At 58.4% G+C, this 16,154-nt stretch carries 17 protein-coding genes; 13 read left to right on the top strand and 4 right to left on the bottom strand.

Features of this window, described 5'->3' with window-relative positions; all coding sequences use genetic code 11:
* Positions 1–49: 49 nt before the first annotated feature.
* The gene (locus tag IEX27_RS12025) at positions 50–622 is read left to right on the top strand and encodes an NADPH-dependent FMN reductase (RefSeq protein ID WP_188721311.1); all 573 of its coding nucleotides are present in this window, start codon (positions 50–52) and stop codon (positions 620–622) included.
* A gap of 132 nt (positions 623–754) precedes the next feature.
* Here IEX27_RS12025 and rpsI read toward each other — a convergent pair whose 3' ends face one another.
* Together rpsI and rplM are read right to left on the bottom strand one after the other, a co-directional pair.
* Entirely contained in the window at positions 755–1,231 is a 477-nt protein-coding gene (gene rpsI / locus IEX27_RS12020) for a 30S ribosomal protein S9 (protein ID WP_188721310.1), read from the bottom strand.
* A 4-nt stretch (positions 1,232–1,235) separates the two neighbouring features.
* A complete protein-coding gene (gene rplM, locus IEX27_RS12015) occupies positions 1,236–1,697 on the bottom strand; it encodes a 50S ribosomal protein L13 (RefSeq protein WP_188721309.1) in 462 nt (153 codons plus the stop codon).
* A gap of 313 nt (positions 1,698–2,010) precedes the next feature.
* On the opposite strand from rplM, the gene IEX27_RS12010 reads away from it, so the two are divergent.
* The 6 genes from IEX27_RS12010 to hbs all read left to right on the top strand — a co-directional run bounded on the left by IEX27_RS12010 (position 2,011) and on the right by hbs (position 9,880).
* Complete coding sequence (locus tag IEX27_RS12010; protein ID WP_188721308.1) at positions 2,011–2,829, top strand: enoyl-CoA hydratase; 819 nt, start codon at positions 2,011–2,013, stop codon at positions 2,827–2,829.
* A gap of 198 nt (positions 2,830–3,027) precedes the next feature.
* Positions 3,028–4,311, top strand: coding sequence for an O-acetylhomoserine aminocarboxypropyltransferase (locus IEX27_RS12005; RefSeq protein WP_188721307.1), 1,284 nt, complete (start codon positions 3,028–3,030; stop codon positions 4,309–4,311).
* Positions 4,312–4,589: 278 nt separating this feature from the next.
* Positions 4,590–5,222, top strand: a complete 633-nt coding sequence (clpP, locus tag IEX27_RS12000) for an ATP-dependent Clp endopeptidase proteolytic subunit ClpP (RefSeq protein WP_188721306.1) — start codon at positions 4,590–4,592, stop codon at positions 5,220–5,222.
* A 267-nt stretch (positions 5,223–5,489) separates the two neighbouring features.
* Positions 5,490–6,764: an ATP-dependent Clp protease ATP-binding subunit ClpX gene (gene clpX, locus IEX27_RS11995; protein ID WP_188721305.1), complete on the top strand. Its 1,275-nt coding sequence runs from the start codon at positions 5,490–5,492 to the stop codon at positions 6,762–6,764.
* Positions 6,765–6,998: 234 nt separating this feature from the next.
* Positions 6,999–9,413: an endopeptidase La gene (lon, locus tag IEX27_RS11990; protein WP_188721304.1), complete on the top strand. Its 2,415-nt coding sequence runs from the start codon at positions 6,999–7,001 to the stop codon at positions 9,411–9,413.
* A 191-nt stretch (positions 9,414–9,604) separates the two neighbouring features.
* Positions 9,605–9,880 (top strand): non-specific DNA-binding protein Hbs, encoded by a 276-nt coding sequence (gene hbs / locus IEX27_RS11985; protein ID WP_188721303.1) that lies wholly within the window; start codon positions 9,605–9,607, stop codon positions 9,878–9,880.
* A gap of 129 nt (positions 9,881–10,009) precedes the next feature.
* Here hbs and IEX27_RS11980 read toward each other — a convergent pair whose 3' ends face one another.
* Positions 10,010–10,354: a DMT family transporter gene (locus IEX27_RS11980; protein WP_188721302.1), complete on the bottom strand. Its 345-nt coding sequence runs from the start codon at positions 10,352–10,354 to the stop codon at positions 10,010–10,012.
* A gap of 299 nt (positions 10,355–10,653) precedes the next feature.
* Here IEX27_RS11980 and IEX27_RS21575 point away from each other — a divergent pair, with 299 nt between their 5' ends.
* The 4 genes from IEX27_RS21575 (at position 10,654) to IEX27_RS11960 (ending at position 13,290) form a co-directional block, all read left to right on the top strand.
* Positions 10,654–11,475, top strand: a complete 822-nt coding sequence (locus IEX27_RS21575; RefSeq protein WP_280516486.1) for a glycoside hydrolase family 108 protein — start codon at positions 10,654–10,656, stop codon at positions 11,473–11,475.
* A 1-nt stretch (position 11,476) separates the two neighbouring features.
* The gene (locus tag IEX27_RS11970) at positions 11,477–11,686 is read left to right on the top strand and encodes a hypothetical protein (protein ID WP_188721301.1); all 210 of its coding nucleotides are present in this window, start codon (positions 11,477–11,479) and stop codon (positions 11,684–11,686) included.
* A gap of 108 nt (positions 11,687–11,794) precedes the next feature.
* Positions 11,795–12,010 (top strand): hypothetical protein, encoded by a 216-nt coding sequence (locus IEX27_RS11965; RefSeq protein WP_188721300.1) that lies wholly within the window; start codon positions 11,795–11,797, stop codon positions 12,008–12,010.
* Between the two features lie 317 nt (positions 12,011–12,327).
* Positions 12,328–13,290, top strand: coding sequence for a sensor histidine kinase (locus tag IEX27_RS11960; protein ID WP_244630346.1), 963 nt, complete (start codon positions 12,328–12,330; stop codon positions 13,288–13,290).
* Positions 13,291–13,336: 46 nt separating this feature from the next.
* Here IEX27_RS11960 and IEX27_RS11955 read toward each other — a convergent pair whose 3' ends face one another.
* Positions 13,337–14,263 carry a manganese catalase family protein gene (locus IEX27_RS11955; RefSeq protein WP_188721298.1) on the bottom strand — a complete coding sequence of 309 codons (927 nt, stop codon included), beginning with the start codon at positions 14,261–14,263 and terminating at the stop codon, positions 13,337–13,339.
* A gap of 265 nt (positions 14,264–14,528) precedes the next feature.
* Here IEX27_RS11955 and IEX27_RS11950 point away from each other — a divergent pair, with 265 nt between their 5' ends.
* Both IEX27_RS11950 and IEX27_RS11945 read left to right on the top strand, forming a co-directional pair.
* Positions 14,529–15,419, top strand: coding sequence for a DUF1194 domain-containing protein (locus IEX27_RS11950; RefSeq protein ID WP_244630345.1), 891 nt, complete (start codon positions 14,529–14,531; stop codon positions 15,417–15,419).
* Positions 15,420–15,646: 227 nt separating this feature from the next.
* On the top strand, positions 15,647–15,889 hold the full coding sequence (locus IEX27_RS11945; RefSeq protein ID WP_244630344.1) for a hypothetical protein: 243 nt from the start codon (positions 15,647–15,649) through the stop codon (positions 15,887–15,889).
* Positions 15,890–16,154: the final 265 nt, after the last annotated feature.

Below are 16,154 nucleotides of genomic sequence, written 5' to 3'. Positions count from 1 at the left end.
TCCAGACCGGCGCGCCCTCCCACGTGTCGGTCGCAGCAAGTGCGATAGAATGGCTCCTAAACTTAATATCATCATCGGCAGCACCCGTCCGGGTCGCGTCGGCCCTGTCATCGGCCAGTGGGTCAAGGAACTCGCTGAGAAGCATGGCAAGTTCCAGGTTGAACTGGTTGACCTGGTTGATTTCAACCTGCCGCTCCTTGACGAAGCTGCTCACCCGGTCATGCAGAAGTATGAGCATGAGCATACCAAGCGCTGGGCAGCCAGCGTTGCTTCCGGTGACGCCTTCCTGTTCCTGACCCCGGAATATACGTCTTTCCCGCCCGCATCGTTGATCAACGCGCTTCAGGTCCTGTCGCGTGAGTGGGCCTACAAGCCTGCCGGCATCGTCAGCTACGGCGGCATCTCGGGCGGCCTGCGCGCTGCTCAGGAGCTGCGCCAGATGGTTGCGAACCTCAACATGCACGCGCTGCCGCAGACCGTACCGGTGCCGCAGTTCCCGCAGTTCATCAACGAAGGCGTTTTCACGCCGAGCGAGCCGATCGTGCAGGGCGCGACGGGGCTGCTGGATGAACTCTACAAGTGGGCAGTTGCCCTGCAGGCAGTCCGCAAGGACGCCGCATAAGAAGCAACTTCAGTTACTGAAGGAGAGGGGGCTCGTTAGCGGGTCCCTTTTTCTTTTGAGCGGTCATTTGGAAATGCGCCCAACAAAAAAGCGGGCCGAAGCCCGCTTTCTCGAAAGTCCGTGAAGCTCTGATTAGCGCTTCGAGAACTGGAACGAACGACGTGCCTTGGCGCGGCCGTACTTCTTGCGCTCGACGACGCGGCTGTCGCGGGTGAGGAAACCACCCTTCTTGAGAACGCCGCGCAGCTCTGGCTCGAAGTAGGTCAGAGCCTTGGAGATGCCGTGACGAACCGCACCGGCCTGGCCGGAGAGACCACCGCCGACAACGGTTGCAACGATGTCGTATTGGCCGACGCGGTTGGTAGCAACGACTGGCTGCTGCAGGATCATCTGCAGAACCGGACGTGCGAAGTACGCAGCGAATTCCTTGCCGTTGACGGTAATCTTGCCGGAGCCCGGCTTGACCCATACGCGGGCAATTGCGTTCTTGCGCTTGCCGGTGGCGTAGGAGCGGCCCTGCGCGTCAAGCTTCTGTACATGGACAGGAGCAGCCGGTGCAGCGGCCTGCGTTGCAGCGCCGAGTTCCTGGAGTGAATTCAGTTCAGCCATCGGGCTACACCCTCACGTTCTTCTTGTTGAGCGCAGCAACGTCCAGCTTCTCTGGCTGCTGTGCTTCATGCGGATGGTCAGCACCGGCGTAGACGCGCAGGTTCTTCATCTGACGGCGGCCGAGAGGACCGCGCGGGATCATGCGCTCAATAGCCTTCTCGAGAACGCGCTCCGGGAAGCGGCCTTCGAGGATCTGGCGAGCAGTGCGCTCCTTGATGCCGCCGATGTAACCGGTGTGCCAGTAGTACTTCTTGTTTTCGTACTTGCGGCCGGTCAGGGCAACCTTGTCGGCATTGATGATGATGACATTGTCACCGTCGTCAACGTGAGGCGTGAAGGTTGGCTTGTGCTTGCCGCGCAGACGGTTGGCAACGAGCGATGCGAGACGACCAACGACCAGACCTTCGGCGTCGATAACAACCCACTTCTTCGTTACTTCCGCAGGCTTCTGCGAAAAGGTTTTCATGGTAGAGTTTCCATATCCGATCCTGCAGGGTGAACCGCAGGACATTTCTTGTTGCTTGACCCGATGGCTATGAAGCCCTCGACACGTGACCTTGGATCACGATTGGGCGCTTATAGAGGGCGGTGGTCGCAAAGTCAACTCAACCGATCCTGGGTCAGTCCAAAAAAGATACCTAAAAACAATGGCTTATAAGTGTGGTAATATTTTACCTCACCATATTGCAGGCAGAATGGGTTCGGGGTTCGTAGAACTGGAACTTCTGCGTCTAGTCATCTAGCTTGGGGGGCAGGAAATATCGAGGAGGAATTCCGGCATGGCTGCATCATCGGCTGACGTTGTGACGAAGGAGGCTCTGGTACGGGAGCACCTGGAGGAGGGGATCCTGCGCCTCACCCTTGCCAATCCTCCGGCTAATGCGCTGTCCATTGCCTTGATGACCGAACTCAAGGCTGCAATCGAACGGGCGGGCAGGGATCCTGAGGTTCGTGTGGTCATCCTCCGTCATGACGGAAAGGTGTTCAGCGCAGGTCATGACCTTAAGGAAATGCAGGCCCGCCGCAGCGATCCGGATGGCGGCCGCGCCTTCTTCGCCCAAACGATGGAACTCTGCGCCTCGCTGATGCTGGCCATCGTCAAGCTCCCGAAGCCGGTGATTGCTGCCATTGACGGAATCGCCACGGCGGCAGGATGTCAGCTCGTCGCATCTTGCGATCTGGCGGTCGCGACAGCGCACGCAACCTTCGCCACGCCCGGCGTCAACATTGGTCTCTTTTGCTCGACGCCGATGGTGGCGCTCTCCCGCAACATTCCGCGCAAACAGGCGATGGAAATGCTGTTGACGGGCGAGAAGATGGACGCGGAGCAGGCGCTGTCCTATGGCCTCGTCAATCGCGTTGTAGAGCGGGAAGCGCTGCATGATGCCGTACTGCAGTTGGCACGGATCGTTGTCGCCAAGTCGCCGCTGACGCTCAAGATCGGCAAGGAAGCCTTCTATCGTCAGGCCGAGATGAGCCTTGAAGACGCCTACCGGTACACCGTCCAGGTCATGGTGGAAAACATGATGGCTCAAGATGCGGAAGAGGGCATCGGCGCCTTTATAGAGAAGCGCGATCCGAAATGGAGCGGCAGATAGTTACCACGCATGGTAACTGCGAGAGGTAGCGCGTTTTTGCGACGGGCTCTCTCGAGGAATGAAATTCTAGCTCCCGCACCGCTTTCCGAGTGAAATTGCTACTAAACAGGTCATCTTGGACCAAAAGCTTCTTTGCCTCCTGTTGGAGCGAAGCTAATGATGTCCGCAGTTTCGAGTTTTGTCTCAAGGAGGTCAGACATGACAGATCGTACGCCCGGCTTTGACACATTGGCGGTTCATGCCGGTGCACAGCCCGATCCAACCACGGGCGCCCGTGCCACGCCCATCTATCAGACCACATCCTATGTTTTCAACGATGTGGAGCATGCGGCGTCGCTGTTTGGTCTCAAGGCTTTCGGCAACATCTATACCCGCATCATGAACCCGACGCAGGGCGTTCTGGAGGAGCGGATCGCAGCCCTTGAAGGCGGCACCGCAGCCCTAGCGACCGCCTCGGGCCACGCCGCCCAGCTGTTGGTCTTCCACACGATCATGCAGTCGGGCTGCAATTTCATCGCTGCCCGCAAGCTCTACGGCGGTTCGATCAACCAGTTTGGCACCGCTTTCAAGAACTTCGGCTGGGAAGTCCGCTGGGCGAATCCTGAAGATCTCTCGTCCTTCGAGAGCCAGATCGACGATAAGACCCGCGCGATCTTCATCGAAAGCCTCGCTAACCCGGGCGGCACGTTCGTAGACATCGAGAAGATTTCGGAAATCGCGAAGCGCCACGGTCTGCCGCTAATCGTCGACAACACGATGGCGTCACCATATCTGGTTCGTCCGATCGAGCACGGCGCAGACATCGTGGTCCACTCGCTGACGAAGTTCATGGGCGGCCACGGCAACTCCGTCGGCGGCGCAATCGTCGATGGCGGCACGTTCGACTGGTCGAAGTCCGGCAACTATCCGATGCTGTCCGAACCGCGTCCTGAATACGGCGGCATCGTCCTGCATGAGGCTTTTGGCAACTTCGCCTTCGCCCTTGGTGCACGCGTGCTCGGTCTGCGCGATTTCGGCCCGGCGATCGCACCGATGAACGCCTTCCTGATTCTGACCGGCATCGAGACGCTGGCACTCCGAATGCAGCGTCATTGCGACAACGCGCTCAAGGTGGCGCAGTGGCTGCAGAAGCATCCAGCCGTGGAGTGGGTCTCCTATCCGGGCCTGCCGGAAGATCCGAACTACGCGCTTCACCAGAAATATGCGCCGAAGGGCGCTGGCGCCGTGTTCACCTTCGGCCTGAAGGGCGGTTTCGACGCGGGCGTGAAGGTGGTCGAGGGCGTGAAGCTCTTCTCGCACCTTGCCAACATCGGTGACACCAAGTCCCTGATCATCCACCCGGCATCCACGACGCACCGCCAGCTTTCCGACGAGCAGAAGATCGCCGCCGGCGCAGGTCCGGACGTCGTTCGCCTGTCGATCGGCATCGAGGACGCCGACGACATCATTGCGGATCTGGATCAGGCGCTGGCCGGGATCTGAGGTCACACTTACGGGACGCGACCAGTAAGGCTCGCGTCCCGTATCCTCGCTTCATCAACTCGTCCCGAATCATCGCAGATCGCGCACGAATCACGGATTGCGGTCGGGAGAACAGAGTTCATTGAAGAACGGGGAAACGCTCGTATCTGCCTGTTGCGCTCTTAACGATATCCACGTCTCGGCCTTGCGCATCATAGAGGGGGCATCCTATATCGGCTGGTGTGAACGAATCTGCCGCTCCCATCCGTGTCGCGGTCAGCAAACAAGAAGGTTTTCCCATGGCAAATCCTGTCGAGACTGCGCTCAACCTTGTCCCGATGGTTGTCGAACAGACGAACCGTGGCGAGCGCGCGTATGACATCTTCTCCCGCCTTCTCAAGGAGCGGATCATCTTCCTGACGGGTCCGGTCGAAGACGGCATGGCTTCGCTGGTCTGCGCCCAGTTGCTTTTCCTTGAGGCTGAAAACCCCAAGAAGGAAATCGCGATGTACATCAATTCCCCTGGTGGCATCGTGACGAGCGGCATGGCGATCTATGACACGATGCAGTTCATCAAGCCGCCTGTTTCCACGCTCTGCATTGGCCAGGCTGCGTCGATGGGCTCCCTGCTTCTGACGGCGGGCGCGACCGGCATGCGCCTTGCGACCCCGAACGCCCGCATCATGGTGCATCAGCCTTCTGGCGGCTTCCAGGGCCAGGCCTCGGACATCGAGCGCCACGCCCAGGACATCATCAAGCTGAAGCGCCGGCTGAATGAAATTTACGTGAAGCATACGGGTCGCGACTACGAGACCATTGAAAGGACGCTTGACCGCGACCATTTCATGACGGCTGACGAAGCGAAGGAATTTGGCCTGATCGATCGGGTCATCACGTCACGCGAAGCAATCGAAGGCCCGCAATCCGAGTAGCGCCTCCGAAATGCTCATATTGGCATTTCGTCGCGTTACGGTCTCATTTACCTTTAATCTCATGGGGAACGAGCGGGGCGTTAAGCCAATATTGAAAAATCGGAGGCCCTATATATCCCTTGGGGTTGTTGCCGCGCTTTTCAATTTGTGTTTCGTTGGCAATCCAGGAATGGGGGAACCAAATCCCCCCTTCATCGCTCTTCAGTAGAATGGAAGAGCGTTTGCAAAGAACCCGATGGGCGCGGGTGAACTGAAAGGACGTGTGAGATGAGCAAGATCAGCAACGGCGGCGGCGACTCCAAGAACACGCTGTACTGCTCGTTCTGCGGAAAGAGCCAGCATGAGGTTCGCAAGCTGATTGCAGGCCCGACTGTGTTCATCTGCGATGAATGCGTTGAGTTGTGCATGGACATCATCCGCGAAGAGAACAAGTCTTCGATGGTGAAGTCCCGCGAGGGCGTTCCGACCCCCCAGGAAATCATGTCGGTTCTGGACGACTACGTGATCGGTCAGCAGCACGCCAAGCGCGTTCTGGCCGTCGCTGTCCACAACCACTACAAGCGTCTGGCCAATGCCAGCAAGAACGGCGACGTTGAACTTGCCAAGTCCAACATTCTGCTGATCGGACCGACCGGTTGCGGCAAGACGCTGCTCGCCCAGACACTCGCCCGCATCATCGACGTGCCGTTCACTATGGCGGACGCGACGACGCTGACCGAAGCCGGTTACGTGGGCGAGGACGTCGAGAATATCATCCTGAAGCTGCTTCAGGCTGCCGACTACAACGTCGAGCGGGCCCAGCGCGGCATCGTCTACATCGACGAGATCGACAAGATCAGCCGCAAGTCTGACAACCCGTCCATCACGCGTGACGTGTCGGGCGAGGGCGTCCAGCAGGCTCTTCTGAAGATCATGGAAGGCACGGTCGCTTCCGTACCGCCCCAGGGCGGCCGGAAGCACCCGCAGCAGGAATTCCTGCAGGTGGATACCTCATCCATCCTGTTCATCTGCGGCGGCGCCTTTGCCGGCCTCGAGCGGATCATTTCGGATCGCGGTCGCAAGACCTCGATCGGTTTCGGTGCCTCTGTCGAGGCTCCGGAAGACCGCCGTGCGGGCGAGTTGCTTCGCCAGGTGGAGCCGGAGGACCTGCTCAAGTTCGGTCTGATACCCGAATTTGTCGGTCGTCTTCCCGTATTGGCTACGCTGGAAGATCTGGACGAGGCGGCCCTGATTCAGATCCTTACACAACCGAAGAATGCGTTGGTGAAGCAGTACCAGCGTTTGTTCGAGATGGAGAATGTCGAGCTTACTTTCCATGAAGGAGCCCTGACCGAGATCGCCAAGAAGGCGATCGAGCGCAAGACGGGTGCTCGTGGTCTCCGCTCGATCATGGAAACGATTCTGCTCGATACGATGTTCGAGCTGCCTGCGCTCGAGGGGGTGCAGGAAGTCGTCATCTCTGATGAAGTCGTGAGTGGCAACGCTCGTCCGCTTTATATCTACGCGGAACGCGGAAATGAGAAGGGTAGCGTCAGCGCTTGACGCTACCTGGCCGAGCGAACTCCATTGCAGCGGCCCGTATGAGCGCGCTGCAATGGAAAACGTCTGAAGCTCTTGATCTTGTCCCTTCCAACATCCACCTATGTGTAGAATAGTGGTGGATGTTCAATCCGTTTCGGGCGTTGCTGGGGGCAAGCCTTCTATAGGGTGGACGAAGCCCGGTTTCCAAACTGTTCGCGACCGATCCCAAGCGGTTGCGACTGAAAAGGCTGACAAATGACGGAAAACCCGAAGATTTCTGGTGACACGCTCTTTCCGGTCCTGCCTCTGCGCGACATTGTGGTTTTCCCCCACATGATCGTGCCGCTCTTTGTCGGGCGCGAAAAGTCGATCAAGGCACTGGAAGAGGTTATGGGGGCAGAAAAGCAGGTACTGCTTGCCACCCAGATGAATGCAGCCGACGATGATCCTGAGCCAGGTGCGATCTACGACATCGGCACCATTGCCAACGTGCTTCAGCTGCTCAAGCTGCCGGACGGAACCGTAAAGGTTCTGGTAGAAGGTGTAGCGAGGGCGCGGCTCACGAATTTCTCGTCGCGCGAGGACTACCACGAAGCAACCGTTGAGCTGCTCGAGGAGCCCGAGGAAGATCAGGTCGAGATCGAGGCGCTGGCGCGCTCGGTCGTGGCCGACTTCGAGAACTACGTAAAGCTGAACAAGAAGATCTCGCCCGAGGTCGTGGGTGCTGTTACTCACATCGAGGACTACTCGAAGCTTGCTGACACTGTTGCCTCGCATCTTGCCATCAAGATCCCCGAGAAGCAGGAGATGCTGGCGACCGTTTCCATTCGCGTCCGGCTTGAGAAGGCCATGGGCTTCATGGAAGCCGAGATCTCCGTTCTGCAGGTCGAGAAGCGCATCCGCAGCCGCGTCAAGCGGCAGATGGAGAAGACCCAGCGCGAGTACTACCTGAATGAGCAGATGAAGGCCATTCAGAAGGAACTCGGTGAGGGTGAGGACGGTCGCAACGAGATCACCGAGCTCGAGGAGCGGATCAAGAAGACCCGCCTGAGCAAGGAAGCTCGCGAGAAGGCGCAGGCCGAACTGAAGAAGCTGCAGAGCATGTCGCCCATGTCTGCCGAATCGACGGTGGTCCGCAACTATCTCGACTGGCTGCTCTCCATTCCGTGGAAGAAGAGCTCCAAGGTTCGCACCGATCTGAACTTCGCTGAAGAGGTTCTGGATGCCGATCACTTCGGCCTCGAGAAGGTCAAGGAGCGTATCGTTGAGTACCTGGCGGTGCAGAGCCGGCAGAACAAGCTCAAGGGTCCGATCCTCTGCCTCGTAGGTCCTCCCGGCGTTGGTAAGACCTCGCTCGGCAAGTCGATCGCCAAGGCGACCGGACGTGAGTTCGTCCGCATGGCCCTTGGCGGCGTACGCGACGAGGCTGAAATCCGTGGTCACCGGCGCACCTACATCGGCTCCATGCCGGGCAAGGTGATCCAGTCCATGCGCAAGGCCAAGAAGTCCAACCCGCTCTTCCTGCTCGACGAGATCGACAAGATGGGCATGGATTTCCGTGGCGATCCTTCGTCCGCACTTCTCGAAGTGCTGGATCCGGAGCAGAACTCGTCCTTCATGGATCACTACCTCGAGGTCGAGTACGACCTCTCGGATGTGATGTTTGTGACGACCGCCAATACGCTGAACATCCCGCCGGCCCTGATGGACCGCATGGAGATCATCCGTATCGCCGGTTACACCGAAGACGAGAAGGTAGAGATCGCCAAGCGTCACCTTCTGCCGAAGGCCATTCGGGAGCATGCGCTGAAGGACGGGGAGTTCTCCGTGTCCGACGACGCAATCCAGATGATCATCCGCACCTACACCAGGGAAGCGGGCGTTCGTAGCCTGGAGCGCGAGCTGATGAAGCTGGCCCGCAAGGCCGTGACGGAGATCGTGAAGACCGGTATCGACCGCGTCGAGGTAACCAAGGCCAATCTGGACAAGTACCTTGGCGTCCAGCGCTATCGCTTCGGCGAGGCTGAGGGCGAGGATCAGGTTGGTGTTGTCACCGGCCTGGCCTGGACCGAGGTCGGCGGCGAGTTGCTGACGATCGAAGGCGTAATGATGCCCGGCAAGGGCAAGATGACGGTCACGGGTAACCTCCGTGACGTGATGAAGGAGTCGATCTCTGCGGCTGCATCCTATGTGCGGTCGCGTGCGGTGGACTTCGGCATCGAGCCTCCGATCTTCGACAAGAAGGACATCCACGTGCACGTGCCGGAAGGCGCAACCCCAAAGGATGGTCCGTCTGCCGGTGTCGCGATGGTTACGGCGATCGTGTCGGTCATGACCGGCATTCCGGTCCGCAAGGACATCGCGATGACGGGCGAGATCACGCTGCGTGGTCGGGTCCTGCCGATCGGCGGCCTCAAGGAGAAGCTCCTTGCGGCACTGCGTGGCGGCATCAAGACCGTCCTCATCCCGGAGGAAAACGCCAAGGATCTGGCGGACATTCCGGCGAACGTGAAGAGCGGGCTGGAGATCATTCCGGTCAGCCGCGTTGGCGAGGTTCTGGAGCATGCGCTGCTACGCAAGCTCACCCCGATCGAGTGGGTGGAACCGGTTGCAACGACCGCTTCCGTGGAAGCGGGCGAGGGCGCTGGAACCCAGGCCATAGCCCACTAAGCAAGCGTTCTTGGATGAATTTCGAAGAAGCCGGCCCCAGGGCCGGCTTTTTTGTGCTGAAAACGGTTGGAATCCGTGGAATTCATGGGTTTCCGCTGCTTTTAGCGCTTGGTCATTGCGCGCGTTCTTCCTAAACTGCGGCCCTTGCCCGTGAATCGATTGCGGGCGCCATCAACAGGGGTTTGTTGTTTATGAATAAGAACGAGCTAGTGTCTGCCGTTGCCGAAAAGGCCGGCATCTCCAAGGGCGATGCACAGTCGGCAGTCGACGCCGTCTTTGCCGTAATCTCCAACGAGCTCAAGGCAGGCGGTGATGTACGTCTCGTTGGCTTTGGCAACTTCAGCGTGTCTCGCCGGGAAGCAAGCACGGGCCGCAACCCTCAGACGGGCGCAGAAGTTCAGATTCCGGCACGGAACGTTCCCAAGTTCACCGCCGGCAAGGGCCTGAAGGACGCGGTCAACGGCTAACCGTTTTTCTCCGACAGGAGAGGGAAAAAGGGGCCGGTTTGCCGGCCCTTTTTTGTTGCCTGGAAAGGGCCACCCAACCCTCATGCTGAGCCCGTCGAACCAGGAGGGCTCCAGCATGAGCTACATTTTTCAGTGCACCACACTGTTTGACCAAAGATTGATGACGAGCACGCCGCTCAGAATAAGCCCGATCCCGATGATCGCCGGCAGATCGAGGATCTGCCTGTAGACAACATATCCGGCGAGCGAGATGAGCACGATACCGAGGCCGCTCCAGATTGCATAGGCAATGCCGATCGGCAGCGTGCGTAACGCAACCGACAGGAAGTAGAACGACGCGCCGTAGCAGACAGCCGTTGCCACAGAGGGCCACAGCCGGGTGAACTGTTGCGAAGCGGCAAGGAACGACGTCCCTATGACTTCGCAAACGATCGCCGCGATCAGCACTGCATAGGTACCTAGAACAGGGTTCATGTAGCTACTTCCTGGCAGGGGAGGCTGGCTGCGCCTCTCATGTGTTATTCGACTCTTTGGATCCTGCTTGTTCTTCTCGGACAATTGGACTGCGAACACAATCTGGCTTCGCATCGCGCGGGATCGTTCGGGTTCGGCATGGATAGAAATACACCCAACCACGGACCAAGAACAAGAATCTGACGGGTAATTGAATGAGATAGCCGCAAGCCGCGTGTTCTCTGTTGCTTGCGTTTCTCCTCCGGCTTTTGGCACCCCTTATTCTTCTAGCAGGGCATAGGCCTATGTGAGGGATGGCCATGGAAACGAACTTTCGTAGGGCCTTGCCGCTCGTGTTGACCCACGAAGGCGGGTTCGTCAATCATCCGAAGGACCCTGGCGGAGCCACCAACAAGGGCATCACGCTGGCGAATTACCGACGCTACGTCAAGCAGGATGGCACGGTCGAAGACCTGAAGGCCATAAAGCCGAACGAGGTCGAGAGGGTCTACAAACTCTTCTATTGGGATGCCGTGAAGGCAGACTTGCTTCCCCTCGGCGTCGACTATGCCGTCTTCGATTTTGCGGTGAATAGCGGCCCTGGACGGGCGGTCAAGTTTCTGCAGCGGGTTGCAGGGGTAGCTCAGGATGGCGCCATCGGTTCAGGCACGCTGGCTGCCGTCAACGCAATGAAGCCCGAGTTGGTGATCAACCGGCTTTGTGACGACCGTCTCGCCTTCATGCAGGGGCTGTCGACCTGGAGCACCTTTGGCAAGGGCTGGGGAAGCCGGGTTCTTGGGGTCCGCCAGCACGCGTTGGAAATGGCCAAGAGTGGGCTTCACGCAATCCCCGAGCCAGCGGATGCGGCGTCGGCACCCCAGCAAGAGCCAACGCCCGAGCCAAAGCTTGAGCCAACGCCAGCACCAGCGCCTGAGCCGCTAGCGATGGCACCTGAACCGGCAGCAGCGCCCTATGAACCGGCTGCACCCGAGACGCGTGCTGAGCCGGAGCCTGAAGCTGCCAACGACAATGCCAAGTCCTCAGGCGCAGCCGCTGGAGGCGCAATTGCAGCTGTGTTCGCAGGCATCGCTGCCGCAGCAACCTATTTCTGGAACCAGATCGTATCCCTTTTTGGAGGCTGACATGTGGAGCCGTATTAGTAAGTTTTTCCGTGATAGTGAGACCATTTTCTGGGCGAGACTGCAGACCGGCATCGGTTCGCTCGCCATGATGGCGACCTATACAGACTCGTCGCTCATTCAGGGCATCCTGCCGCCTGACATACTTCCCTGGTTCCTGTTCGCCAATGGGTTGGCGACCGAGTACCTGCGTCGCCGGAGGTCTGAAATCTGATGTTGCGATTTCTCCCCTACATCATCGGCGCGGTTGCCACGGTTCTTGGCCTGGGCGGGGTGTGGGCGAAAGCTGAGAGTTCAGGCAGGGCCAAAAAGGAGGCTGAAGATGCAAAGCGCCGTGAAGCTGATCTCGCTCGCATTAGGCGTGCCGATGCTGCTCGCGTCGATGGCCGGGTGCAAGACGACCCCTTCAACCGGGATTCCAAGTGAGGTCTGCCTGATCTGGAAGCCGATCACCTTCTCTGCAAGCCGGGACACGCCCGAAACTGTGGAGGAGATCCGCGCCCAGAACGCCCGCCGGCAGGTCTTCTGCGAAGGTTAGGGGAGGCAGATCAGCTTGCCTGACAAACCGGAGTTTAAGGGTTTCCGGAGTCGATTTTCATAGGCGCGCGAAGTTCTTCGCGCGCTTTGACATTTCCGCTGAATGTTGCTTTGATAATGACTTGAAGCATCGCCGTTAGGCCTGTGGCAGCCAGCTTTGCTGCGCCACGCGTTCAGTGGGTAACCTATTTGAGAGACGAGTTGTATTTCGTTCCCAGGTCAGGCGAAGCTGCCTCAGAGATCAGGCAATTGGACTGGGCGCGAACGCCCTTGGGGGAACCGGAAGGCTGGTCTGTACAACTCAAGACAGCAGTGCAGATGATGCTTGCCTCCATGTTTCCCAAGGCGGTGATCTGGGGGCCTGACTACACCACCGTCTATAACGATGCCTTCCGCATGATCCTCGGCGACAAAACCGAGTGCATGGGCAAGCCACTCCACGTCATCTGGGAGGAGGCGTGGTCGGAACTGGCGCCGATCGCTGCCAAGGCCTTCGCAGGCGAGGCGACCTACATCGAGGACTACCCGCTCGTCATCAATCGCTACGGCCACATGGAGCAGGCTTACTTTACGTTCTCCTATAGCCCGATCCTAGATGGCGAGGGCCGCGTGGCCGGCGTGATGAACACGCTGATCGAAACCACCGGCAAGGTGGAAGCGGAAAAGATCGCCGCAATCCTCAACGCCGAGCTCGCGCACCGAATCAAGAACACATTCAGCATCATTCAGGCGATCGCTACACAGACCTTTCGGACGGCAGTGGAAAGTGAGCACCTGAAGAGCTTCGCCAGCCGGCTCCATGCACTTGCCAATGCCCACGACGTGCTCCGAATGGGGCGCAACTCCAGCGGCACCATCGAGGATATCGTCGACGGTATCGCATCGTCGCTGGGCGTGAAGGAGCGGGTGTTGCTCGAGGGCCGTGAGATCCTGATCGGCCCCAAGGGCGCGCTTTCCATGTCGCTTGCGGTCCACGAACTGATGACCAACGCGCTGAAATATGGCGCGCTGTCCAACGCCACCGGAAGCGTTTCGGTCTCCTGGGAAGTGCGCTGGAACAACGGCGACAAGACGCTTGTTTTCCACTGGCGCGAATCAGGTGGCCCGCCGGTATCACCACCGGAGAACACCGGCTTCGGTTCGCGACTCATCGAAATGGGGCTGCTTGGGGCAGGGGACGTGCAGACCTTCTATAATCGGCACGGATTTGAGGCGATCATGTCCGCACCGCTCGACCAGATCCAGGATGAGGGACGGCTTTACAACCTGAACGGTCAATAATTTTTGCCTTGAGAATGGCCGGACGCCAGGCGCCCGGCCTCTGCTGCTACCGCGACTTCTTGTAAAGCTTGGTCGCGATCTCGAACATCTCTTCCGGAGCATAGTCTGGCGTGAAGGCGGATGGGATGCCGACGAGGTCGTGAATCTTGCCGCCGTCCGGCATGCCGTCGATCACCTCGAGCTCGCCTGGAGGATCAGTCGGCAGCGCCGTCTCGCCATTGCCCCAGATGCCAGCCATCTCCTTGTAGTCGGTCGGGCTGAACGTGTAGAGCCTGCGATGCGAGCCTTCCGCCAGATATTTTTGGCATTCCGGGATCTTGTCGAGCGGGATGTTCGGGGTCGGCAGGAACTTGTCGAGGTCGACGCCGGTGATCTTCTTGAGCGCCAGCGCATAGGCGTGGGCGTGCACAGATCCGCGGACGAGCAGGTAACCACAGACTTCGCGCCCCGTGGGGTCGCTAAGGCTTTCATAGACGCGCAGCTTGTGAAGACGCGCACCGCATTCGAGATGGAAATTGTGCAGGAGGTCGACGACGACGTTACCAGTCGTGGTAACCATGTCGGCGTTCCAGCTCATGGCGTTGCTGTTGACGGGCGTCGACCCGCCGCCATGCGAGAAGAAGGCGCCCGCGAGGCGGATATCCTTCATCGCCTCGTAAGGCGCATTGGAAATGTCGCCGCCGTCGCCGGTATCGTCCAGCTTGCTGTCCGGTCCGTTGTTCAGCATGGCGACGCCGTTGCTGACCAGTTCCACATGCCCCAGCTCCTCGGCGGTAATGGCCGCGACGAGGCTATAGAACGGTTTCAGCTTGCTCTTGGATCGGAAGTTGAAGCTCTGGAAGAGATAGTTGCCCAGCGTGGACATCTCGCCGTATTTACCGCCAAGCAATTCCTGCAAGGCCGCGGCAGCATTGGGATCCTGTCTCTTGGGCGCAGGTAGTTCCACCTGCAGTTTGTCAACGCGCAAGAACATCGGTCACCTCTCTCAAACTCCCCCGTGAGACCGAACAAGGGGGAGTTGAGATGGTTCCATGGGGGCCACGAAGAGGGCGAAACGGGGCGAGCAGGGTCAGAATTCCCGGCAGGAGATCCTTTGTATTTCGCAGTTCCGCTGTAAACAGGCAAATACTGGCTTGCGAGATCTTTATTAACGGCAATTTTTCTTACGCGGAAAGCCCGCGAGTACTGACGCTGGACGATTTCAGGACGGCATTCGAAAGACTAAACTTTGCCAGAGAATGAAAAGCTGGTATGATATATTTATGAGGAGATCTCCGCTCAGTTTCGTTCTTGCCCTCGGCTTGTCGGCTGCCACGCTTTGCGCGTCATATGCCGGTGAGAAGGTAGATCTGGAACTGGTGCTGGCAGTTGATATTTCCACCTCCATGACACCAGACGAGTTGATGTTGCAACGTGAGGGATATGCGGCAGCGTTGACAGACCCTGATGTTGTTCGCGCGATAATGTCCGGGCCCTATGGCCGTATCTCAGTGACTTTCTTCGAATGGGCTGGCGTCACATGGCAGAAGATGGTGGTGCCCTGGACTATTATTGCGAACATGGAGGATGCAGAGGCTTTCGCGAAGAAGTTGGATCGCGTGCCTTCATATCAGCCCCGGCGCACCTCGATCTCGGGTGCGATCAACTTTAGCATGAACCTGTTTGATCAGAATCCGCATGAAGGGATAAGGCGCGTAATCGACGTCTCGGGCGACGGAACGAACAACGAGGGTCCGCCTGTCACGGAGGCTCGCGATCGGGCTGTTGCCGAGGGTATAGTTATCAATGGTCTGCCGCTGATGACCGACCAGGTTGATTTCAGCGACAACGACCTGGCGAATCTCGACGTGTACTTCCGCAGTTGTGTCTCCGGAGGGCCAGGCTCGTTCGTGATTCCGGTTACGGATTGGTCGGAGTTTCCGGCTGCCATACGCCGCAAGTTGATATTGGAGACATCCCAGAAAATTCCTTCTGGACATGACAAGCCAACCGTTGTGCTGGCTCGTGCAGAAAGCCCCTACGACTGCATGATAGGCGAAAAACTATATCGCGAAGACCCTCTCCGAAACAGGTATAGCCCGGAAAACTTCCAGTGGCCCTCCAACCGCCCTGAAAATCAGCGCCGCTGATCAAATGGGAAACTGCACTGGCCAATAGGTCGTGTTTGGACACAACCACATAGCATCGGCTTCAGAGAAAAGCTTTATTGTGAAGGGGGGGTGGAATGGTGGGCGATGAGAGACTCGAAATCGCTCCTCCACAAGTCCAAGCATTGAAAACATTGGGCTTTTCTTTGCTTCCGATTTGAAAACCATAGCAGTTAAACCTAGCAGGTTCAACCTATGGAGACAGACCTATGGCTACCGGAAAAAACATCTTCCCTCTTCTCACCGCCTCTACCACCGATGCTGAAATCCTCAGCCTGATTAAAGACCCTGTTGCCGCTATAGGCTTTGCTCTTGAGCATCTTGAGGACTTCGAGGTCCACCTATTCCTCCGTGATTGGCAGAACGGGGAGGACCTCACCAGCTGGATAGAGGCATGGAGGGAAGACCAGAAGGCAGGCATTGAGTACCACGCAAGCCGAGACCAGCAATAGGAACCAGCAATAGGAACCCTCAATGGGAGTGAGGCCGTACCATCCCGCTCCCTTTCTGCCCTCCCGGAGATACCCCATGAGCACCCGTCACATAGTGGCACTCTTTGAAGCGAACCGCAGACTGTTGGTGGAGCATCGGTAAGCGCGATTTTCGATGCGCCTAGACGGCCTCTTCAGGCGTAATCGCGCACGGGTTCTAGCCGTATCCAGCTTTATTTGGCATTTGCCTTGGAGAAGTTGAACGGCAGCAGGTCGCCAATGTCGG

The sequence above is a fragment of the Nitratireductor aestuarii genome (assembly GCF_014641695.1).
GTDB classification, from domain to species: Bacteria; Pseudomonadota; Alphaproteobacteria; order Rhizobiales; family Rhizobiaceae; genus Chelativorans; species Chelativorans aestuarii.
The sequence above is the reverse complement of the archived record's forward strand: the minus strand, read 5'-3'. Positions and strand labels throughout refer to the sequence as shown.